The organism is Chitinolyticbacter albus, from assembly GCF_024437655.1.
Classification (GTDB): domain Bacteria; phylum Pseudomonadota; class Gammaproteobacteria; order Burkholderiales; family Chitinibacteraceae; genus Chitinolyticbacter; species Chitinolyticbacter albus.
Genome location: NZ_JANBVF010000015.1, coordinates 51,078 through 72,879 on the forward strand (window position 1 = coordinate 51,078; position 21,802 = coordinate 72,879).

Here is a 21,802-nt window from a genome sequence, read left to right on the forward strand (position 1 = left end):
GTTACTTCGCCTTGGGTTGGGTCGTCGGTGTGATAGCAGGTAGCGTGGTCGGCGTTGGTTTAGGCACCATCACCTTGGCGCAGCGGCCGTAGCGCGCATACTCGGCGTCGATCTCATCGCGCCGTGCCTCCATCTTGCGCACGTTGTACGGCTTGCGCTCGCGCGTGAGGCGCTTGTCGATCAGCGCGCGCTCGTTGATCAGCTTCTCGCAGCGCTGCCGATCGAGCTCGGCCAGCTTGGCCGGGCTGTACGACGTATCTGCCGCCATGGCGGCATGCATGCTGGCCGTCAACACCAGCAACATCAGGGTTCGGACGAATACCACGTTTCCTCCTCGGTCATCACAGCAAGTCCCGCCTGCAGCACGCTGTCGAGCGCATGCACGCCCCAATGCTGGCCAGAGAGCTCGCGCACGGGAACGAGCCCGATCAGGCTGTTGCATAAATAGAGTCGGTCGGCAGCCATCACTGCAGCTGGCGTCAGTACCTTTTCCCGAATCGCAATGCCATTGCGCGCCGCCACGTCGGCGACCACCGATCGCATCACGCCGGCAACGCCAGCGTCATCCAGCCTGGGCGTGAACAGCACCCGGCCCGACAGTGCCAGCACATTGCTCATCACCCCTTCGAGCACATGCCCATCGCGATCAAGCAGCAGACCTTCCTGGATGGCCGGGTCGGACCATTCGCGCCGTGCCAGCACGTTTTCCAGCCGGTTCAGGTGCTTGACGCCAGCCAGCGCCGGCTGCCAACCGGCACGGATGTCGCACCAGCGCACCCGCGCGCCCTCAGCGGGCCAAACGGGTGGCAACGCGCTCACCTGGACCACGCGATTGGGCGTACAGGCATCCGGCACCGCATAGCCACGCTGTGACTCGCCACGCGTAACGATCAGCTTGATCGCGCCGTCTTGCGGCGCCAGCTGGCGGATATCGGCTTCCAGCACTTCGCGCGGCGGCGCCGCGATGCCGAGCGCCGCACAGTCTGCCGCGAGCTTGGCGTATTGCCGAGCCCAGAAACGGATGCCACCCGCGTCACAGCGCAGCGTGCGGAATACGCCATCGCCGAACTGGAATGCGCGATCGGCCAGTGCCAGCGCTTCGCCGGCCACGCCATTGATCATTTTCATCCCGCCACCCCCAGTGCCCGCAACAGGCCACGCGCCTTGTGCCGCGTTTCCTGCAGTTCGCGTTCGGGATCGGAATCGGCAACGATACCGGCGCCGGCGCGGAAATAAAGTTGCGATCCGCTCTGCATGAAGCTGCGGATCAGGATATTGAGATCGGCTTGGCCATCGACACCGATGTAACCGACGCTGCCGGTGTAGGCCTGGCGCGGCCGGTCTTCGAGTTCACGTATGATCTGCATGCAGCGTACCTTGGGGCAGCCGGTGATGGTGCCACCGGGGAACAGCGCGCGCAGCAGTGCCCGTGGCGTGGTGCCGGGCGCCAGCCGGGCGCGGATATTGGATTCGATATGGTGGACGAAGGCATAGCTCGCCACCGCCATCAGCTCATCGACCTGCACCGAGCCGGGCACGGCGATGCGCCCCAGGTCGTTGCGTTCCAGGTCGACCAGCATGATGTGCTCGGCGCGCTCCTTTACCGTGTCGAGCAGCCGCGCCTTGAGCGCAGCGTCCTCGTCGGGCGTGGCGCCACGCGGATGCGTGCCGGCAATCGGCCGGGTCTGCACCACATCGCCGCGCACGCTCGCCAGTCGTTCCGGCGACGAGCTGACGATATGCCGCCCTTCCCCCAGATCGACCAGCGCCGAGAACGGTGCCGGATTAGCCTGGCGCAGCGCTGCGTAAAGATCGTGCGCCCCGCCCGCCGCGAGCCCCACATCCCAGCCGCGCGACAAATTCACCTGGAACACATCGCCCTCGACGATGTAGCGCTTGCATGTCGCCACCCCATCGAGAAAGGCCTGCGGGTCGTCCTCGCTCACCGTGGCCACGGCCAGCGGGGCCGGTTGCCACGCCGGCGTCGCTTCGACAAGGGCGGCGAGCTCGGCCAGCTGCGCCGCCGTCTCGGCCACCAGCCAAGCGCGTTGTGTATCGCGCTCGACCAGTACCGCTGCCGGGCAACGGATCAGCGCGGCACGCGGCCCGGGCTCGACATGCGCCGGTACCGTGGACTCGAACGCCTCCAGCAGCTCGTAGCCGGCGTACACCACCCAGCCACCCACAAAAGGCAGCGCAGCGGCGGGGGCGCCGGCCAGCGGCAGGCGGGCCATCTCGTCGAGAAAGGCCTGCTGCTCGTGCGCAGCAAAGCAGCGCCGCGATTGCGGCAGGGCGAACAGGATGTCCCAACCCCGATCTTGCGAGGACTGGAACAGCGCAGGAAAGAGAGCCGGCCGGGCCGCGGCGAGCGCGGCGAGGTCAGGCGGGACGGACAGGACTTGCGAGAACATGGCGCGATTGTATCAAGCCGCCGCCACGCCTCGCCGCGCCGTCACATACCGTCACCGCGCCGGCCCAGCCGCCAGGCCATCCAACCCAGTACGCCGACCCCCGCCAGCAGCACCGCCCACAGTACGCCACGGCGCAGCAGTTCGCGCTCGATCAGTGGCGCCACCTGCAGTGTACCGTCGCGTGGCACCCCGAGCGTGGCCGGCGCAGGCCGGCTGCCGTTGATGCGCAGGCTGGCAGCAGGCTGCGCGGCGCCGGTGAGGCCTCTTTGGCCATAGGCCAGCACAAACGGCGGCTGGCCGCGCGCGAGCCAGGTCAGCCGTTGTGGCACCCAGCCCAGCGACAAGCCCGGTTGCCCCTGCCCGATTGCGACAGCACCGCCGTCGACACGTATGCGCCACTCGCGAAATACCCGAGCGGGAACGATGAGATCACCCGACCGTGTTTCGCCCGAAGCCTGGTGCAGCCGATAGAGCCGCGCTCGCGCGACGGCATGCCACGGTCCGCTCGACTGCATCCTCGCTTCCAGCGTGACATTGGCCACGGTGTTGGCTTGCGGCAGCACAATGCGCAGGCGGTCGGCCGGCACCACGTTGGCAAGCGCGAAGCGGTAGATCCCCGCCTCGTTCGATTGCAGCGGCTGCGCAGCCAGCCAGGCCCGCGTAGGGGCGGGCGGTGGCACGCTCGGCGTAACCCGCACCGCCGTGAGCGTGGGGGCGCTGCCCTGCCAGCGCAACCGCAGATAGCGGGCGGAGAGTTCGCCCAGCGGCAAGCGGCGTTGCTCCAGTTTCTGCCCGGCCAGGGACAGGCGCAGCAGCTCGCCACTGGCGACCTGTTGCCATTGTGAGAGGTCATCACTGGCATCCACCTGCAACGCGCCCTGAAAGCGCGGCTCGGCCCAATCGAGGCTAAGCGCGGCGAGTGGGCGCTTCAGCCGGCTGGCATCGACCAGCACCGTCTGCGCCCCGGCCAGCGGTACCGGCTTGCCCGGCTGCACGGAAACCAGCGTGCCATCAGTCCCGGCCCGCACGCTGACCGCCACGCTGGCGCTCGCCTCCGCCTGCCGACTTTCGGCAAAGAAAGGCAGGCTGACCTCGGCCTGGGGCACCGGCGTGGGCAGCACCTGCTCCAGCGAGTACGGCACGCTCTCGCCCGCGGCATTGAAAACGCGCAGATCCGACAGATCCGCCGCAATGGCATGGCGATAGACGTCCGCGCTCAGCGTGGCCTGGTACAACGCAGCCGATGACTGGGTTTGCAGCGGCACATAGCGCGCAAATTGCTCGGGCGCCAGGCTATCGGCGACGCAGGCGGCGCTGGCCAGCAGCAACAGCAACGCTCTCATGGCGCCTCCTTGCGAGTTGGCGGCAACGGCGACACGTAACCAATCAGCAGCAACAGCACGCCCACGCCGAGGAAGGACACGATGCGGGTCACGCCGGACAATTGCGACAGGTCGACCAGGAACAGCTTGGTGACGACCACCGCGAGCAGCGCAGCACCAGCAAACCAGACGACGCGCCACACGCGACGGTTGGCGACCAGCATCACCGCCAGCGCCAGTATCGTCCAGAACAGCGACAGCACCGCGTGGACCAGCGTCGAGCGCGCCAGCGCCTCCACCGTCCACGGCACGTCGGCCCAATGATGAACGCTGCGCAGCACCACCGCGTTGAGCCAGATGAAGACGAGGCCAGCGAGGACCGACTGGCCGGCACGCTCGGCCCCGGCCGGCCGCAGCACCGGCAGCGCGCGCCAGATCGCCAACAGCACCAGCGCCGTCGCAAGATCGACGGGATTGACCAGCGGCAGATAGGGCAACGGCACCATGACTCCGGAGAAAGTGGCCGCCGGCAGCGTCCACAGCGCGACCAGCGCCGCCAACACGCCGGCCGCATGCATCGCATACGCCGCCTGCTGTTCGTGCCACGGCCAGCCCTGGCGTCGATGCAAGGGGCCACGCAACAGCAGCACGGCGGCGGCGACCACGCTCCCCCAGGCCGCACGGGCCCAGTCGCCGGCTGGCAGCCACTGCGCCACCAGAGCCGCCAGCCCGAATGCCGCCAGAAGCGTGGTCAGCACTGCAAGGACAGCGTGCAGCAGGGTCAGCAAGGCCGCGAGCCAGCTGTCGGCCAGCCGTTTGAGCAGCAGCCAGGCCGCCGCCAGTGCCGCGGGCCAGGCCAGGGCAGCCCAGCCGCGCAGCGGCTGCCACCAGTCGGGCTGATAGCGATCGAATGCGTGCATGGCGTCGACGAAGGCAATCCAGCCCAGCACCAGCGGCAATAGCAAGGCAGGCCAGCGCGCATCTGGCCAGCGCAGTCGCACCGCCGCTTGCCAGGCGAGCAGGCTGGTCGCCGTCGCCAGCCACAGGCCCGCGGTGAACTGAGGCAGGCCCAGACGATCGACCTCGACCAGGATCGCAACCAGCCAGGCCACGAGCCCCAACACGCCAAACGCAACCGACACGCCGCGCTTGAGCCCGCCTGGCACTGTTTGCAATCGCCACGCGCTGAACAACCAGCTGGCGGCCAGCAACACCCCGCCCACGCAACGGTGATTGAGCCAGGCAATGTCGGCTACCGGCTGCGAATCGATCAGCAACGCCACCCCGGCGGCGAGCTGCAGCAGCAAGCCAAAACCCAGCGCCAGCCGCCGTTGCTGCTTCAGCGCGATCCATACCGCCCCCGCGCCTTCCAGCGCCCAGGCCGCACTGGTCCAACGCGCATCAAGCGCCAGCGGGATCGCCAGCGTCACGAAGATCACGCCCAGCGCCAGGAACGACTCGGCCAACAGCGTCAGCCCAGTATCGCGACGGCGGAACAGCCAAGCCGCCAGCGCCAGATAAATCGCAGCGAGGCCCAGCGCGCTGAACGCCAGGCCGAATTCGAAATCCGCCACCAGCGCCGCCTGCAGGCCAAAACCCACCAGCGGCGTGCCGAATACCAGCGAGCAATCGACGATGCGCTTGGGGGTTGCGCCTTGGCGCAATGCGTACAGCACCGAGATGGCGAGATAGAACGCGAAGAACAGCAGCAAAAAGGGCTCGGTCGACGCGAACAGCGCAGGGGAATACGACTGCGCCCCCCAGATAGTGCCGATGCCGAACGTGAACACGAAGCCGACCAGATTGAGCGGCCGCCAGGCCTTGAACCAGGCGATGGCGAAAATGCCGGCATTGAGCAAGGCGTAATAACTGAACAACAACACATGATTGCCACTGCCAGTGGACGCGAGGATAGGCGCGAGAAAACCACCAATGGAACCCATCACCGCCAGCGAGCGCGCATCCTGGCGGATCGCGAGCCACGCTGACAGACCGCAGAACGCCACCATCAGCGCCAGCGCGAAGGCCGGCGGCAACAGCTGATACAGCTTGAGTGCGCCAAACGCGGTCAGGTAGAGCAGACCCACGCCGCCGCCTTGCAGGATCAATGCGTAGCCGCGGCGCGCCTCCACCAGGCGCCAGCCAATCACCAGCAGCGCGATCGCGCCCAGCGTGACACCAACCAGCCGCAGCTCGATCGGCAACAGGCTGTGATCGGCCGCGTACTTGATCAGGAAACCGACGCCAAAGAACAGGATGAGGATGCCGATACGCACCACGGTGTTGCCGCCGAACAGCCAGTTCCGCGCCGCGGCCACGGATTGCTCGATCCAATCCGGTCCCTCGCGCGACGGCGAGGCGGGAAGTGCCATCGCGGGCCGCGGCGGCTCGGCCGCGACAGAGGCCGGCTCGGGAATGATTTCGGGTTGGCGCGGCGCGGCGGCCTGAGGGGGTGAGATCGACGCGGGTTGCGCAATCGCGCTGGCCGCCGGGACGGCAGGCGCAGGGGCGTGAACGGAACGCGATTCGGGCATGACGGCTGGCGACGGCACCGGCGAGACCGCGACCTGTGCCTCAGCACCGCGCGACGCTTGCTCCAGCCGCTCCAGCCGCCGCGTCAGCGCGCTCACCTGCGTGCGATCGTCGAGCCAGGCGCCAAATAGCCACCCCAGTACCGCCCAGGGCGCATCGCCGCTCAGCGCCCAGATCACCAGCCCGGCCAAGCCGGACAAGACTTTCCACATTGCGATCTCCCCCAAGATTTGAACAAGGGTAATCGCACGGCCAATGCGCTGTCATCGAGATGTTAATTTTGATGTCAGCACACGACATGGGTGGGAATCCAGCCAGCCCCCCGGCGCGCTGCAAACGTGCCGTCTTGGCCAGCGAAGCGCGCGTCCCCTCGACGCTTCAGCCCTTCACCGGCCGCGATTCGTGACAAGGTTGGCCTGGCTGTACCACCCCGGCTCCTCGCCGCGGTTGCAGGCGGTAGCACGCCCTCTTTCGACCCAGTATTTAGTTCTATACAGTTCAATTGACTTTACAACTAAATCAGTTGGGTGTTTAATTTCGCCATGCGCCGTCGTGCCATGGGCCACAAGCCCATGGGTCACGCGGACCACCCCAGCTCCACGAGGACTTGCACACATGAACACGCTTACCCGAATCGCCACCGTGATCGCCGGTTGCACGCTCGCCTTCGGCGCCTATGCATCTGAAGGCGGACAAACCGCCACGAGCCACAAGGTGGCGGAAGGTGCTCAAGGCAGCACCACCGTGCAGTACAAGCTAACACAAGGCAAACAGGGCAAGTCGTTCACGCGCAACACCTTCGCCGAAGGCAATCAGGGTGAATCCAATGTGCGTCCGGCCCGGGCCTGACCCCGTTTCAAGCAACAAAAAACCCGCAGCGCGCTGCGGGTTTTTTGTTGCTGTCATCGCGATCAAACGCGCTTGAACACCAGCGTGCCGTTGGTACCACCAAAACCGAACGAGTTGGAGATCGCAATCTCGATCTTCATCTCGCGCGCGGTGTTCGCCACGTAGTCCAGATCACAACCGCCCTCGATGTCCTGCTCGAACAGGTTGATCGTCGGCGGCGAAACCTGGTTGTGCACGGCCAGGATCGAGTAGACGGCCTCGACGCCGCCCGCGCCACCCAGCAGGTGGCCGGTCATCGACTTGGTCGAATTCACCGCGAGCTTCTTGGCGTGCTCACCGAACGCGAGCTTCAGTGCGTTGGTTTCATTGGCGTCGCCCAGCGGCGTCGACGTACCGTGTGCGTTCACATACTGCACCTCGTCGGCGTTGATGCCGGCGTCACGCAGCGCGTTGGCCACGCCACGCGCGGGGCCTTCGGCACTCGGCGCGGTGATGTGGTGCGCATCCGAGCTCATGCCGAAACCGACCAGCTCACAGTAGATCCTGGCGCCGCGTTTGACCGCGTGCTCATATTCCTCGAGCACCAGCACGCCGGCGCCCTCCCCCATGACGAAGCCATCACGGCCCTTGTCCCACGGCCGGCTGGCGGTGGCCGGGTCGTCATTGCGGGTCGACAGTGCCTTCATCGCCGCAAAGCCACCGACCCCGAGGCGCGAAATCGCACCTTCGGCACCACCAGCCACCATCACGTCGGCGTCGCCGTACTGGATGATGCGAGTCGCATCGCCGATCGAGTGCGCGCCGGTGGTGCAGGCGGACACGATGCCGTAGCTGGGGCCCTGATAGCCCTTGAGGATGGTCACGTGACCGGCGATCAGGTTGATCAGCGAGCCAGGAATGAAGAACGGGCCAATCTTGCGTGGACCGCCATTGATCAGGTCCACGCCGGTTTCCTCGATCAGCGGCAGGCCGCCGATGCCGGAACCGATATTGACGCCGACGCGGGTCTTGTCGAGGCTGGTCACGTCGTCCAGGCCCGAATCGGCAATGGCCTGCAGCGCCGCAGCGACGCCGTAGTGGATGAACGCATCCATGCGGCGCGCTTCCTTGGCGCTGATGTATTGGGTGATGTCGAAGCCCTTGACTTCGCCGGCGATCTGGCAGGCCAGGTCGCTCGCGTCGAAACGCGTGATGGTGGCAATGCCGGATTGGCCGTTCAGCAGGTTGGCCCAGCCGGTCGCGACGTCATTGCCGACCGGGGATACATGGCCCAGGCCGGTGACGACGACTCTGCGTTTGGACATGGGAATCTCCGAAGGGTAAGCCAGATGGAACAAGAGCGGCTTGCAGGCACCGTACGCACCCTCACGTACCCAAAATCGGGCCGCCACAGGCAAGAACGGGGCGCTACAGGCCGCTCCAGGCGCCGCCCCTAACAGGCGGACGCGGAAATCGCAGAAGGATTACTTGGCCAGATGCGCGCTGACGTAATCAATCGCTTGCTGAACCGTGGTGATCTTTTCGGCTTCTTCGTCCGGGATTTCGCACTCGAACTCTTCTTCCAGCGCCATCACGAGTTCAACGGTGTCGAGCGAGTCTGCGCCGAGGTCGTTCACGAACGACGATTCGGTCTTGACGTCGGTTTCCGGCACGCCAAGTTGCTCTGCAACGATTTTCTTCACGCGCTGTTCGATGTTTTCCATGGATTTAACCCAAGCCTTTTGAGGAATTCAGATAAAAAGCGTCGGCATTGTACCAAAAAAACGGGAAGCGCCAAGCAAGGCACGCCGTCCATCTGATCATGCGCAACGCGTATTGGGGGCTCCGCACCAACATGGCGCGGAAAACCCGTCAATTCATGTACATGCCGCCGTTCACGTGCAAGGTCTGGCCGGTGATATAACTGGCCTTGTCGCAAGCGAGAAAACCCACGGCATCGGCAATTTCACGCGCCTCGCCCAGGCGACCGAGTGCAATATTACCCACCAGCGCGGCTTTCTGCTCATCCGGCAGGCCACGGGTCATGTCGGTATCGATGAAACCGGGAGCGACAGCGTTCACCGTCACACCGCGCGAACCGATCTCACGCGCCAGCGACTTGGTAAAGCCAAACAAGGCCGCCTTGGCCGCCGAGTAGTTGGTCTGCCCCGGGTTGCCCGTGGCACCGACGACCGAGGCGATGTTGATGATGCGACCCCAACGGGCCTTCATCATGCCGCGCAACACGGCCTTGGAAAGCTTGTAGACCGGCTTGAGATTGGTATCCATGATGGCGTCCCATTCCTCGTCTTTCATCCGCATCAACAGGTTGTCGCGGGTGATTCCGGCGTTGTTCACCAGCACGGCGATCGCGCCATGCTGCTGCTCGATCTGGGCGATGATGGCCTCGCAAGCGCCTTCATCGGTCACATTGAGCTTGAGACCGGCGCCCTGGGCACCGGCTTCCTTTAGATAAGTGCCGATCGCTTCGGCGCCGGCGTCACTGGTGGCGGTGCCGATCACGGTGGCGCCCTGCGCCGCCAGCTCCAGCGCGATCGCCTGGCCGATGCCACGCGAGGCGCCGGTCACCAGCGCCACTTTTCCTGCAAGACTCATCTTGGCTCCTTGTTCAAGCAAACGATCACAGATTACCAGCAGTGGATTACAGCAACGACTTCAGCGCATCGAACGCGGTGAGGTCGGTCAGCGGCACGTGCTGCGCGCCATCGGCGATGCGCTTGTTGAGGCCGACCAGTACCTTGCCCGGACCGCATTCGGCGATCACCGTCGCGCCGTCCGCCGCCATCTGTTGCACGGTCTCGACCCAGCGCACCGGCTGGTAGAGCTGGCGGGTCAGCGCATCGCGGATCTGCGCCGCGTCGGTATAGGCAGCGACATCGGCATTGTGGATGACCGGGAACTCGGGCGCAGCCACATGGATGCCCGCGAGCGCGGCAGCAAGCTTTTCAGCTGCCGGCTTCATCAGCGCACAATGCGACGGCACCGACACCGGCAGCGGCAGCGCGCGCTTGGCACCCTGCTCCTTGCAAAGTGCCATGGCGCGCTCGACCGCGGCCTTGTTGCCGGCGATCACCACCTGGCCGGCGGAATTGAAATTCACGGCCTCGACGATTTCCCCCTGCGCCGCCTCGGCGCAAGCGGCAACGATCACGTCATCAGGCAGGCCCAGGATGGCCGCCATCGCGCCGACGCCTTCGGGCACGGCGTTCTGCATGGCCTCGGCGCGCAGGCGCACCAGCTTGACCGCATCGGCAAAGGCAATGCTGCCTGCCGCAGCCAGCGCCGTGTATTCGCCCAGCGAATGCCCGGCCGCCAACGCAGGCTGTGCGCCGCCGGCCGCGCGCCAGGCGCGGAACACGGCAATGCCGGCGGTCAGCATCAAGGGCTGGGTGTTGACGGTGGCGTTGATCACGGCCGCGTCGGCACCCTCGTCGCACATGGCCCACAGATCCTGGCCGAGCGCAGTGCTGGCTTCCTCGAAGGTCTGGCGCACGGACGCATCGCCAGCAAAGCCCTTCATCATGCCCAGCGATTGCGAGCCCTGGCCCGGGAATACGAATGCGAGAGACATGGTCGCTCCTTGAAACAGTCGTTTGAAATCAAAAACGGCGCTCTTCGCGCCGTTTCCATCAGTATTTCAGCAGCACCGAACCCCAGGCGAAGCCACCACCTATCCCCTCAAGCAACAAGGTCTGGCCCGGCCGGATGCGGCCGCTCTTCACGCCCTCGTCGAGCGCCAGCGGGATCGACGCGGCCGACGTATTGCCATGCTTGTCCACGGTGACGATGACCTGCTCCATCGGCAGATGCAGGTGCTTGGCGGTCGCTTCGATGATGCGCAGATTGGCCTGATGCGGCACCAGCCAGTCGATATCGGATTTCGCGAGCCCCGCCGCGGCCAGCGTCTGCTCGGCCACGTCGGCCAGCGCACGCACCGCAAACTTGAACACGGCGTTGCCTTCCATGTAGATCCACGGACTGCCGTCGATCGCCCCCTGCGTCACCCGGCCTTCGGCCTTGAGGATGCCGCTGTAGCGACCGTCGGCATGCAGCTGGGTATGCAGGATGCCAGGCTCGTCCGAGGCCTTGAGCACCACGGCGCCGGCGCCATCGCCAAACAGCACACAGGTGGCACGGTCTTCCCAGTTGATCAGGTTGGAGAGCTTCTCCGCGCCGACGATCACCGCGCACTGGGCGGCGCCGCTCTTGATCATGGCGTTGGCGGTGGCCAGCGCGTAGATGAAACCGGCGCACACCGCCTGCATGTCGAAAGCGGGGAAGCCATGTACGCCAAGCCGCTCCTGCAGCAGGCAGGCGGTCGACGGGAAGATATTGTCCGGGGTCGTTGTCGCGACGATCAAGAGGTCGATCTCCTCGCGCGCCACGCCGGCCGATTCGAGCGCGCGCTCGATGGCGATGAGGGCGAGATCGGAAGTCAGCTGCTCCGGCTGCGCGATATGGCGCTGACGGATGCCGGTGCGGCTGGCGATCCACTCATCGCTGGTCTCGATGCGTTTGGCGAGATCGTCGTTGGTGACGATCTGCTCGGGCAGGTAGGAACCGGTTCCGACGATGCGGGCGTACATGGAGTGACCTCGAATGGATTAATGCGCGGACGGCGGTAAAGCGTCGTGGACGGCAAGTTGATGCTGTACCAATTCGGCAGTGCGCTGCGCCACGCCGGCTTGCGCTTCTTCCACCGCCTGCTTGAGCGCCCAGTAGAACGCCAAGCGGTCGGCGCCGCCGTGGCTTTTTACCACAATCCCGTTCAGGCCGAGCAATGAGGCGCCATTGAAACGGCGCGGGTCGACCCGCTTCTTGAAGCGACCGAGCACCGGCCAGGCCAGCCCCGCCAAGGCTTTGGTCCACCACGAGCGTACGAATTCCTGCTTGAGGAAATCGGCCAGCATCTTGGCCAGGCCCTCGGACGACTTCAGCGCCACGTTGCCGGTGAAGCCATCGGTCGCGATCACGTCGACCACACCGCTGAACAGGTCGTTGCCCTCGACATTGCCGTAGAAATTGAGCTTGGACGCGCGCAGCAGCTCGGCCGCCTGCTTGGCCAGATCGTTGCCCTTGATGTCCTCCTCGCCGACGTTCAACAGGCCGACGGTGGGGTGCGGCTTGTGCCTGACCGCCGACACCAGCGCGGAACCCATCACGGCGAACTGCAGCAGGTGTTCGGGCGTGCAGTCGACATTGGCGCCCAGATCGAGCACACAGGTCTCGCTGCCGCTGAGCGAGGGCATCATGCGCGCGATGGCCGGGCGCTCGATGCCGCGTATGGTCTTGAGCACGAAACGCGCGGTCGCCATCAACGCGCCGGTATTGCCGGCCGACACGCAGGCGTTGGCTTCGCCGGACTTGACGAGGTTGATCGCCACGCGCATCGACGAATCTTTCTTGTTCTTCAGCGCCGATTGAGGCGACTCGTCCATCGCGACGACCTCGGTCGCGGCATGGATGCGCAGGCGCGGGCCACAGCCCTTGCGTCGCGCCTTGAGCTCGGCCTCGATCGCGTCGGACAGGCCAACCAGCACGATGTTGACGTCGGGATGATCGTCGAGAAATCGCAATACGGCAGGCACGGTCACGTGCGTGCCGTGATCGCCGCCCATTGCGTCGACCGCTACGGTGATGTCCATGAATTTCCTAGCTAGTCTGGCGGGGTTGTCCAGAATGGCGAACGGCGCAAACAGGGGTCTCCTGAGTGCGCCGTTTTCATAACCGTTTGGTTATGCAGCGAATTATTACTCGCCCTTGGCCTTAATCACACGACGGCCACGGTAGAAACCATTCGGGCTGATGTGGTGACGCAGGTGGACTTCGCCGGTGGTCGGCTCGACAGCCAGCGCCGGGTTGGTCAGGAAGTCGTGGGCGCGGTGCATGCCACGCTTGGACGGGGACTTTTTGTTCTGTTGAACGGCCATGGTAAAGCTCCTTGAAAACCAGTTTCAGTTCAGTTATTCCGCTTTCCTGGTTTTCAAACCTGCCAGGACAGCAAACGGATTCGGTTTGGCCGCAGCACGCACGGCCTCGTCCTCGTCACCGCACGCGACATGTCGCGGCGCCAGCGGCAAGGACAGCAATACTTCGTCTTCGACCAGCCCTTGCACATCAAGCTCGGGTTCGATCAGCATGCCCTCGAGGTCTTCGTCGATGTTTTCGGCATCGTCCAGACTTTCCTCGTCGACAAACTGCGTCAGCACCGACTCGCCCTTCAACGACCAAGCCAGAGGCTTGAGGCAACGCTGGCAAACGAGATTGAGCTCACCCTTGAGTGTCAACGCCAGGTACGGGCGCTGGTAGCGATCCACGCCACCCACCAGTCTCCAGCTCACGACACCGGCCTGATCAGCCCGCTGATCGGCAAGACGTGCAAGTGCAGCCACTTCGACCGAACCCTCGAGTGACTGTTTCTCCTTGGCGAATTCGGCGCTATGGATCACCGTCATACTCTGGGGACGAAGCAATAAACCGCGCATGATACAATCGCCGCCTTCGTGCTGTCAAAGCTTTTGAACGCCCTGCCTTGCGGCGAAAAACCATGGAAAAACAATCGTCTTGCCCCCGGCTGATCCTCGCCTCGACCTCGGCCTACCGCCGTGAACTACTGGCCAGACTGGGCCTGGCCTTCGATTGCGCCGCCCCCGGCGTCGACGAAACCCCGCTGGTCCGCGAAACGGCGCGCGATACCAGCCTGCGCTTGGCCATCGCCAAGGCCGAAGCGCTCGCCCCTCGCTTTCCGGATGCGTTGCTGATCGGCTCGGACCAAGTGGCGCTGCTCGACGGCGAGCAACTAGGAAAACCGGGCACCTTCGAGCGCGCCGTGGCGCAACTATCGGCCATGCGCGGGCGCGACATTGTATTTCATACCGCGGTTGCACTGCATAACGCGGCCAGCGGGCGCACCCGGCATCATATCGATATCACGACCGTGACCATGCGCGATTACAGCGACGCCGAGATCACCGCGTATCTGCACCGCGAGCAACCTTATGACTGCGCCGGCAGCGCCAAGGTGGAGGGCCTGGGCAGCGTGATGATCGCCGCCATCGTCAACCGCGACCCCTCTGCCATCATCGGCCTGCCCTTGCTGGCGCTGTGCGACATGCTGCGTGCGGAAGGCGTGGCGCTGCTATGAAGCCCGGAACCCTTTATCTGATCCCAGTGCCCATGGGCGGCGATACGCTGGCCGACATCCTGCCCACCGACGTGATCGCCACCGCGCAGCGGCTGACTCATTTCGTCGTCGAGAACGCCAAGACCGCGCGCGCGGTGCTCAAGCAGTTCGGCACGCCGCACGAGTTGCGCAGTCTGTGGATGGGCGAATTAAACGAGCACAGCAAGGAGGGCGAACTTGCGGACCTGTTGGCGCCGCTCCTGGCCGGCCACGATGTCGGCCTGATGAGCGAAGCCGGTTGCCCCGGCGTGGCCGACCCTGGCGCCAACCTGGTGCGGCTGGCACACCGCCACGGCATCCGCGTCGCGCCATTGGTGGGGCCATCGAGCATCCTGCTGGCGTTGATGGCAGCTGGCGCCAATGGCCAGAAATTCCGTTTCAACGGCTATCTGCCGGCACAGGAGCCGGCGCGCAGCGAAGCCATACGCCGGCTGGAACAGGATTCGGTCAGGCAAGGCCAGGCGGAACTCTTCATCGAGACCCCTTACCGCAACGACGCCCTGTTCACCGCGCTGCTCGCCACCTGCCGGCCGGGCACGCAACTGACCATCGCTTGCGGCCTGACCACGGCCGACGAGCAAATCGCGACCCATCCGATTGCAGCGTGGAAAAACCGGGCCAGACCGCAGATCAACAAGCGCCCCACCGTGTTCGTGCTTTACGCCGGATAACCGCGCTCGGTCTTCGCGGTGGAGCTCCCCAAGCGATCGCGGCTCGCGCTACCCAGTTTGTCGTACAGCGTGCAATGGACGGCGTTGCGCATGTTTTGCGCGCGGTAGAGCGAGAAGGCGCCCGGGCGCTGGCGTAGCAGCTCGGCGAGGCCTCGGTCGAGCTGTTCGAGTTCGACCACGCTCAGCTCGCGCAGCCAGTCATAGGGAGTTGCACCAAAGAGCGGCGGCTTCATCGACCAAGTCCTTCCCTGAAATGTTTTTGTAACAAACAGACACGGTTTTAAGTTTTAAACCGCCGTGATTGGAAAAAACAAACGAAAGGGCCACGCGCCGATGAACGGCTAATTGCTCCGCCCGCCCACCCGCGTCGCCACCACCTTGGTGATTCGCCTTAGAATAAGCATCAACCGACCACCACCAGAGTCAACATGAGCCGCTACTGGAGCCCCATCGTCCACACGCTCACGCCCTATGTGCCGGGTGAGCAGCCCAAGATCAACAACCTGATCAAGCTCAACACCAACGAAAACCCCTACGGCCCCTCGCCCAAGGTGCTGGCCGCCATCCAGGACGCCAACAAGGATGCGCTGCGTCTCTATCCGGACCCGAATTCGGACGCGCTCAAGGCCACTATCGCCCGCTATCACGGCGTGAAGCACGAACAGGTTTTCGTCGGCAACGGCTCGGACGAAGTACTGGCCCACGCTTTCTGCGCGCTGCTCAAGCAGCAAAAACCGCTCTATTTTCCCGACATCAGCTACAGCTTCTATCCGGTGTACTGTGATCTCTACGGCATCACCGCCGTCACACCGGCCCTGACCGAAAGCTTCGAGATCGACCTCGCCGATTATGACGATGCCGGCGCGATCATCTTCCCCAACCCGAACGCGCCCACGGGGCGGTTGCTGGCGCTGGAAGCCATCGACGCGCTGCTGAAGCGCGTGCCCGACGTACCCGTGGTGGTCGACGAGGCCTATATCGACTTCGGTGGCGACAGCGCCGTGGCGCTGGTCGAGCGCCACCGCAACCTGCTGGTGGTCTGCACGCTGTCGAAATCCCGTTCGCTCGCCGGCCTGCGCGTCGGCTACGCCATCGGCGATGCCGCGCTGATCGAGGGGCTGGAGCGGGTGAAGAACAGCTTCAATTCCTATCCGCTCGACCGGCTGGCCCAGGCCGGGGCCATCGCCTCGTTCGAGGACGAAGCGTACTTCCAGGAAACCCGGGCCAAGGTGATTGCCAGCCGCGAATGGCTGATCGAGGACATGCAGGAGCTGGGCTTCGAGATTCTGCCGAGCACGGCCAATTTCGTGTTCGCCCGCCACCCGCAGCATGCCGCCGACCTGCTCGCGGCGCGCCTGCGCGAGCGCGCCATCCTGGTTCGGCACTTCAAGGCGCCGCGCATCGATCAGTTCCTGCGCATCTCGATCGGCACCGATCCCGAGTGCGAAGCGCTGGTCAAGGCACTGGCCGATATCATCGGCCCTTGATCCTGGCGCTGCCGATGAAAAAAGCCGCCGTGAAGGTGGCTTTTTTCATGCAGCAACACCCGCTCAACTACGAAGCCGGACCTTGGCCACCACCTGGTTGCCGCAGCCCTGGTACTCCACCGAGTCGAACGACAGCATGCGCGCCATCGAGATGCCGCGGCCGTGTGGATCGAACGCCCGCTCGGGAGAAAACTCCAGGAACGGCTTCCAGTCAAAGCCCTCGCCCTGATCGCGGATCAAGAAAGTGGCCAGCATCTCGTCACGCGTAAACAGCACGGCGACCTTGCGCTCGGCAAAATCGGCATGCGCCAGCCGCGACTCCACCTCATCCTGCCAGCGCCCCTGCTGCAGCAGCCGGGTCTTCTCGCCATAGCTGATTCCCAGGTTGCCATGCTCGACTGCATTGACCAGCAATTCGGACAAGCCCAGCGCCACGCGTTGCGGTTCCGGGCAGGCCTGCGACAACAACAGCGTGAGCTGACGCGCCTCCTGCAGGGTACGGAACAGGAACTCGCCCCGTTGCAGCAACTGGTAGCAGCTGGCCTGCTCCGCCAGTTGCGATTCCAGCTGCTGGCGTTCGCGCCGCGACCCCACGGCTGCGGCGATGATGGCCAGCAGCATGTCACGCTGGAACGGTTTGATCAGGTAGTAATAGGCGCCGGCGGCCAATCCTTCGCGCACGTTCTCGGCAGCACCTACGGCCGTCTGCATGATGACCGGTACCTCGGCGAGCTCAGGCTGCTGCTTGAGTCGCGCCAAGAGCGCCATGCCATCCATGCGCGGCATCATGCGATCGAGCAGGATGGCATCGAAGTCCCTATCCTGCGCCAGGATGTCCCAAGCCACCTCGCCATCCACTGCGGTTTGCACCGCGTAGCCGGCGTCAAGCAAGTGCTCGCTCAGGATTTCAAGGTTGAACGGCTCGTCGTCGACGACCAGCACGCGCCCCTTGCTTTGCTCCTCAGCCATGGCCTCTCCTCACTACAAGCTAAGCGCACTATAGCGCCAGCCCGATTTGAGCAAAAGCGTTTGGTGATGCAGCGGCGGTGCAACTATGCGCTGGCTGGCAATGCGGCATAGAGCGCCGCGAACTCCTGGGTGAGCTTGTGCCTGGCGTCGAGCCAGGCCAGCGGCGTGGCGCGCTCGTGCGATTCGCGCACCTTGACCGAACTCGACAGATAGGCCGGCAACACCGGCAGTGCCCGTGCCTTGAGCTCGTCGACCAGCTGCCGCGGCAGGCTGGCGCGTGGCTGGAACTGATTAACGACAATGCCCTCGATCTCGAGCGCGGCGTTGTGATCGGCACGGATTTCGTCCACCCGGGACATCAATCCGAGCAGCGCCTCGCGCGAGAACGCGTCACAGTCAAACGGAATCAGGCAGCCGTCGGCGGCGATCAACGCCGAGAGCGTGAAGAAATTGAGCGCCGGCGGGGTATCGAGCCATACCTCGTCGAAATCGTCGGCAAGCTCGGCCAGCGATTCCTTGAGTTTGTAGATTTTGTAGCGCGCTTCGAGCTTGCCCTGCTGCTCGGCGATGGCCGGGTGCGACGGAATAAGGCTGAGGCCCTTAAACGGCGTGGCATGGACGAAGGCCTGCGTGGGCTTGGCGTACAGCGTGAAATTGAGCACCTGATCGAAAAATGCATCGAGCGCGGGCGCGGTTTCCTTTGCCGCCTCGCCCAGCAGGTAATGGCTGGCATTGCCCTGCGGGTCCAGATCGACCACCAGCACGCGCTTGCCCGACGCCGCGGCAGCGGCAGCGAGATTGACCACGATGGTCGATTTGCCGACCCCGCCCTTCTGGTTGAACACCACCCGCTTGCGCATAAGCCCTCCGATTGCTGCATCGCAATATCCGTGAGCACTATAGCAGCTTCCCGCCTTGGCATCCCATTTGCATGAAGACGGCAAATCGACGAAGTTCCCAGAAAAAGTCACACGTTAGCCTGGTAAATTGCCCGCTCGAACCGGACGTTCCCTTACGTACACTGCGCAGCGTTGGCTCGGCAAATGCTGCCAAACCCGCTCTACTAAGGAGAACAAGACTGATGAAGAAGCTCAAGCTCACCCCGATCGCCCTCGCCTTGCTGCTGGGCTCCGGCCTCGCCCAGGCGGATGTCTATATCGATGGTACATTCGATGGCGGCGTCAACGTCAACGACATGGGCAATCAGACCGAATCCAACGTCGACTACAACGCCACCATCGGTATCGGTGGCAGCGATCAGCTCGATTCCGGCGGTAAAGTGAAGTGGCGCCTGGAGCAGGGCATCAGTAACCAGAACCTGCTGAGCGATGGCGGCGACAATGCCGAAGGCGCCGCGTCCTTCGGGGGTCGCGAAGCCTGGATCGGCTACGAAAGCGGTGCCGGCATGGTCCGCCTGGGCAAGATGAAGTCGCCGCTGTTCGAGGCCCTGGACAACCGTTACGGCGACACCGGTGCCAAGTTCCTGCTGTCCGAGTATGGCCTGGGTCAGAACTACCGTCCGGACGCGGCCATCCGCTATGACAGCCCCAGCTTCGGCGGTTTCAGCTTCTCCGGCCTGTACGACGTAGGCAGCGGCGACGGCGACCAATACACCTACGACCTGGCCGCGCGCTACGCGCAGGGTGGTTTCTTCGTCGATGGCGCCTATCAGAACCGCAAGAACGCCGATGGCAGCGACGACATCACGGTCGGCTATGCCAACGAGTTCGACAGCCAGAACTGGTACGTGGCAACCGGTTACCAGTTCCAGAACGGCTTTGGTGTAAACGGTGGCTACAAGGCCATGGAATACACGCCGACCGACGGCAGCAATGTCGACCAGGATCTGTGGTTCGCCCAGGGCAACTATACCTCGGGCAAGCACAGCGCTTACCTGACCTACGCCCAGCTGGGTGACAAGGCCGACGAGGCCGATTCGGGTGCGCAAGCGCTCGCCGCCCGCTACAACTACAGCCTGTCCAAGCAGTCGACCGCCTATGTGGAAGGCCGCTATGTCTGGAACGAGGAAAATGCCAGCTACGGCCCGACCGACAATATGTTCGACTACGTCGGTGCCGCGGGCGAAAACACCGGCCGCCTGATGGCCGGCGTCAAGACCCGCTTCTGATCCCCGTCAGAAAGAACAGAACGGCGCCCTCGGGCGCCGTTTTTGTTTGCTTGCCCGCTTGAAAACCCTGCTGGCAACCCCACCATTCGAGCTCACCCAATTTAGTACGGCCAACAAAACCCTTCTGGCTACGTCGCACTCACTTGACGTACGCCTTGTACTATCTGCGTTTCGCGCTTCTTGCCAGAACCGCTGCGCTGAATTTTGTTGGCCGCACTTACCCTGCCCCACGAATCGCTTTGGAGGTTGTAGTCATGAGCAAGGAAACCCTGGGCTTCCAGACCGAGGTGAAGCAGCTGCTTCAGCTGATGATCCACGCGCTGTATTCCAACAAGGAAATCTTCCTGCGCGAACTGATTTCGAACGCGTCGGACGCCTGCGACAAGCTGCGTTTCGAGGCGATCAACAACGGCACGCTGTACGACGGTGACGGCGAGCTCAAGATCCTGCTGTCGTTCGACAAGGACGCACGCACCATCACCCTCGCCGACAACGGCATCGGCATGCGCCGCGATGAGGTAATCGCCAACATCGGCACCATCGCCCGCTCCGGCACCAAGGAATTCTTCAGCCAGCTCACCGGCGATTCGGCCAAGGATTCGCACCTGATCGGCCAGTTCGGCGTCGGCTTCTATTCAGCCTTCATCGTCGCCGACAAGGTCACGCTGACCACGCGACGCGCTGGCGAAACCGAAGCCGTGCGCTGGGAATCCACCGGCGACGGCGAATTCACCATCGAGAACGTCGAAAAGGCCAGTCGCGGCACCGAGATCGTGCTGCACCTCAAAGATGGCGAGGACGAATTCCTCAACGACTGGCGTCTGCGCTCCATCATCACCAAGTACTCCGACCACATCAGCCTGCCCATCCTGATGAAGAAGCGCGCCGAGTACGACGATGAAGGCAAGGAAGTGCCCAGCGACGAGCTCGAAGCGGTGAACCAGGCCAATGCGCTGTGGACCCGCAACAAGGGCGACATCTCTGAGGAGCAGTACCAGGAGTTCTACAAGCACGTCGCCCACGATTTCGACGAGCCGCTGGCGTGGAGCCACGCCCGCATCGAAGGCCGCCAGGAATACACCGAGCTGCTTTACATCCCCAAGCGCGCGCCGTTCGATCTGTACGACCGCGACCGCCGCCACGGCGTGAAGCTCTACGTGAAGCGCGTGTTCATCCTGGAAGACCACGACAAGCTGATGCCGCAATACCTGCGCTTCGTGCGCGGCGTGATCGATTCCAACGACCTGCCGCTCAACGTCTCGCGCGAAATCCTGCAGCAGTCGAAGGACGTGGACACCATCAAGTCCGGCTGCGTGAAGAAGGTGCTGGGCCTGTTGGAAGACCTCAGCGAAAACCGCCAGGACGACTACGCCGTGTTCTGGAAGGAATTCGGCAAAGTGCTGAAGGAAGGCGTCGGCGAGGACATCGCCAACAAGGAACGCATTGCCGGCCTGCTGCGCTTTGCCTCCACCCACAACGAGGGCGATGCGCAGGATGTGAGCCTCGCCGACTACATCGCCCGGATGAAGGAAGGCCAGGACAAGGTCTACTACATCACCGCCGAGACCCACGCCGCCGCGCGCAACAGTCCGCATCTGGAAGTGTTCAAGAAGAAGGGCATCGAGGTGTTGCTGCTGTCCGACCGCGTGGATGAGTGGACGATTTCCAGCCTCACCGAATTCAAGGAGAAGAAACTGCAGTCGGTCGCCAAGGGCGAGCTTGATCTCAGCAACTTTGCCGAAGAGGCCGAGAAGCAGCAACAGGAAGCGGCGGCCGAGGAACTGAAGGACGTGGTCGAGGCGATCAAGGCCGCGCTCGGCGACAAGGTGAAGGAGGTGCGCGTCACCAGCCGCCTCACCGACAGCCCTGCCTGCCTCGTGGTCGAGAACTTCGACATGAGCGGCAACCTGGAACGGCTGCTCAAATCGGTCGGTCAGGACGTGCAGACCGTCAAGCCCATCCTGGAAATCAACCCGGACCACCTCCTGGTGAAAAAGCTCAAGGCGGAAACCGGCGGCGCGCGCTTTGGCGACTGGACGCAAATCCTGCTCGACCAGGCGCTGCTCGCCGAGGGTGCCCAGCTGGAAGACCCGGCCGGCTTCGTCAAGCGACTCAACGGCCTGATGCTGGACATGGCGGCGTAAGCCCGCCTAGGGTGAAAGCCGCCTTCGGGCGGCTTTTTCATGTCCGCCTACCCTAGATGAACGACCCATGTTCGGTCTCGATACGCTAGACCTGTTGATCGGGCTA

Annotated in this window: 22 protein-coding genes; 6 read left to right on the top strand and 16 right to left on the bottom strand. The window is 64.1% G+C overall.

The window, feature by feature from the left end; genetic code table 11:
• Position 1: 1 nt before the first annotated feature.
• The 5 genes from NLI84_RS10570 to NLI84_RS10590 are packed head-to-tail and all read right to left on the bottom strand — an operon-like array spanning position 2 to position 6,477.
• The gene (locus NLI84_RS10570; RefSeq protein WP_255990057.1) at positions 2-325 is read right to left on the bottom strand and encodes a hypothetical protein; all 324 of its coding nucleotides are present in this window, start codon (positions 323-325) and stop codon (positions 2-4) included.
• Entirely contained in the window at positions 304-1,128 is an 825-nt protein-coding gene (gene pabC, locus NLI84_RS10575) for an aminodeoxychorismate lyase (protein WP_255990058.1), read from the bottom strand. Before pabC ends, NLI84_RS10570 begins: the two co-directional genes overlap by 22 nt.
• The gene (locus NLI84_RS10580) at positions 1,125-2,411 is read right to left on the bottom strand and encodes an aminodeoxychorismate synthase component I (RefSeq protein ID WP_255990059.1); all 1,287 of its coding nucleotides are present in this window, start codon (positions 2,409-2,411) and stop codon (positions 1,125-1,127) included. The genes pabC and NLI84_RS10580 overlap by 4 nt, the downstream gene beginning before the upstream one ends.
• A 41-nt stretch (positions 2,412-2,452) precedes the next feature.
• Positions 2,453-3,754, bottom strand: coding sequence for a DUF3999 domain-containing protein (locus tag NLI84_RS10585; RefSeq protein WP_255990060.1), 1,302 nt, complete (start codon positions 3,752-3,754; stop codon positions 2,453-2,455).
• Entirely contained in the window at positions 3,751-6,477 is a 2,727-nt protein-coding gene (locus tag NLI84_RS10590; protein ID WP_255990061.1) for a DUF2339 domain-containing protein, read from the bottom strand. The genes NLI84_RS10585 and NLI84_RS10590 overlap by 4 nt, the downstream gene beginning before the upstream one ends.
• 403 nt (positions 6,478-6,880) lie before the next feature.
• On the opposite strand from NLI84_RS10590, the gene NLI84_RS10595 reads away from it, so the two are divergent.
• Positions 6,881-7,114: a hypothetical protein gene (locus NLI84_RS10595; RefSeq protein WP_255990062.1), complete on the top strand. Its 234-nt coding sequence runs from the start codon at positions 6,881-6,883 to the stop codon at positions 7,112-7,114.
• Between the two features lie 62 nt (positions 7,115-7,176).
• Here NLI84_RS10595 and fabF read toward each other — a convergent pair whose 3' ends face one another.
• The 8 genes from fabF to NLI84_RS10635 form a co-directional block, all read right to left on the bottom strand.
• Positions 7,177-8,418: a beta-ketoacyl-ACP synthase II gene (gene fabF, locus NLI84_RS10600; RefSeq protein WP_255990063.1), complete on the bottom strand. Its 1,242-nt coding sequence runs from the start codon at positions 8,416-8,418 to the stop codon at positions 7,177-7,179.
• A 159-nt stretch (positions 8,419-8,577) separates the two neighbouring features.
• Complete coding sequence (gene acpP, locus NLI84_RS10605) at positions 8,578-8,817, bottom strand: acyl carrier protein (RefSeq protein WP_255990064.1); 240 nt, start codon at positions 8,815-8,817, stop codon at positions 8,578-8,580.
• A 148-nt stretch (positions 8,818-8,965) separates the two neighbouring features.
• Positions 8,966-9,709: a 3-oxoacyl-ACP reductase FabG gene (fabG, locus tag NLI84_RS10610; RefSeq protein WP_255990065.1), complete on the bottom strand. Its 744-nt coding sequence runs from the start codon at positions 9,707-9,709 to the stop codon at positions 8,966-8,968.
• A 46-nt stretch (positions 9,710-9,755) separates the two neighbouring features.
• Entirely contained in the window at positions 9,756-10,685 is a 930-nt protein-coding gene (fabD, locus tag NLI84_RS10615; protein WP_255990066.1) for an ACP S-malonyltransferase, read from the bottom strand.
• A gap of 58 nt (positions 10,686-10,743) precedes the next feature.
• A complete protein-coding gene (locus NLI84_RS10620) occupies positions 10,744-11,700 on the bottom strand; it encodes a beta-ketoacyl-ACP synthase III (RefSeq protein ID WP_255990067.1) in 957 nt (318 codons plus the stop codon).
• Between the two features lie 18 nt (positions 11,701-11,718).
• Positions 11,719-12,759, bottom strand: coding sequence for a phosphate acyltransferase PlsX (gene plsX, locus NLI84_RS10625; RefSeq protein ID WP_255990068.1), 1,041 nt, complete (start codon positions 12,757-12,759; stop codon positions 11,719-11,721).
• A 105-nt stretch (positions 12,760-12,864) separates the two neighbouring features.
• A complete protein-coding gene (gene rpmF / locus NLI84_RS10630) occupies positions 12,865-13,044 on the bottom strand; it encodes a 50S ribosomal protein L32 (protein ID WP_255990069.1) in 180 nt (59 codons plus the stop codon).
• Between the two features lie 33 nt (positions 13,045-13,077).
• A complete protein-coding gene (locus NLI84_RS10635) occupies positions 13,078-13,569 on the bottom strand; it encodes a YceD family protein (protein ID WP_255990070.1) in 492 nt (163 codons plus the stop codon).
• Between the two features lie 92 nt (positions 13,570-13,661).
• On the opposite strand from NLI84_RS10635, the gene NLI84_RS10640 reads away from it, so the two are divergent.
• Together NLI84_RS10640 and NLI84_RS10645 are read left to right on the top strand one after the other, a co-directional pair.
• Positions 13,662-14,258 carry a Maf family protein gene (locus NLI84_RS10640; RefSeq protein WP_255990071.1) on the top strand — a complete coding sequence of 199 codons (597 nt, stop codon included), beginning with the start codon at positions 13,662-13,664 and terminating at the stop codon, positions 14,256-14,258.
• Positions 14,255-14,968: an SAM-dependent methyltransferase gene (locus NLI84_RS10645; RefSeq protein ID WP_255990072.1), complete on the top strand. Its 714-nt coding sequence runs from the start codon at positions 14,255-14,257 to the stop codon at positions 14,966-14,968. The genes NLI84_RS10640 and NLI84_RS10645 overlap by 4 nt, the downstream gene beginning before the upstream one ends.
• On the opposite strand, the gene NLI84_RS10650 is transcribed toward NLI84_RS10645, so the two are convergent.
• Entirely contained in the window at positions 14,956-15,201 is a 246-nt protein-coding gene (locus tag NLI84_RS10650) for a hypothetical protein (protein WP_255990073.1), read from the bottom strand. The two genes, NLI84_RS10645 and NLI84_RS10650, sit on opposite strands and share 13 nt — an antisense overlap.
• A gap of 195 nt (positions 15,202-15,396) precedes the next feature.
• Between NLI84_RS10650 and hisC the strand changes: the two genes are divergently transcribed.
• Positions 15,397-16,455: a histidinol-phosphate transaminase gene (gene hisC / locus NLI84_RS10655; RefSeq protein ID WP_255990074.1), complete on the top strand. Its 1,059-nt coding sequence runs from the start codon at positions 15,397-15,399 to the stop codon at positions 16,453-16,455.
• A gap of 63 nt (positions 16,456-16,518) precedes the next feature.
• Here the strand turns inward: hisC and NLI84_RS10660 are convergent, their stop codons facing one another.
• On the bottom strand, positions 16,519-17,424 hold the full coding sequence (locus NLI84_RS10660) for an ATP-binding response regulator (protein WP_255990075.1): 906 nt from the start codon (positions 17,422-17,424) through the stop codon (positions 16,519-16,521).
• Between the two features lie 83 nt (positions 17,425-17,507).
• Positions 17,508-18,284 carry a ParA family protein gene (locus tag NLI84_RS10665; protein ID WP_255990076.1) on the bottom strand — a complete coding sequence of 259 codons (777 nt, stop codon included), beginning with the start codon at positions 18,282-18,284 and terminating at the stop codon, positions 17,508-17,510.
• 221 nt (positions 18,285-18,505) lie between these two features.
• Here NLI84_RS10665 and NLI84_RS10670 point away from each other — a divergent pair, with 221 nt between their 5' ends.
• Together NLI84_RS10670 and htpG are read left to right on the top strand one after the other, a co-directional pair.
• Complete coding sequence (locus tag NLI84_RS10670) at positions 18,506-19,552, top strand: porin (protein ID WP_255990077.1); 1,047 nt, start codon at positions 18,506-18,508, stop codon at positions 19,550-19,552.
• 254 nt (positions 19,553-19,806) lie between these two features.
• The gene (gene htpG, locus NLI84_RS10675; protein ID WP_255990078.1) at positions 19,807-21,696 is read left to right on the top strand and encodes a molecular chaperone HtpG; all 1,890 of its coding nucleotides are present in this window, start codon (positions 19,807-19,809) and stop codon (positions 21,694-21,696) included.
• Positions 21,697-21,802 lie beyond the last annotated feature (106 nt).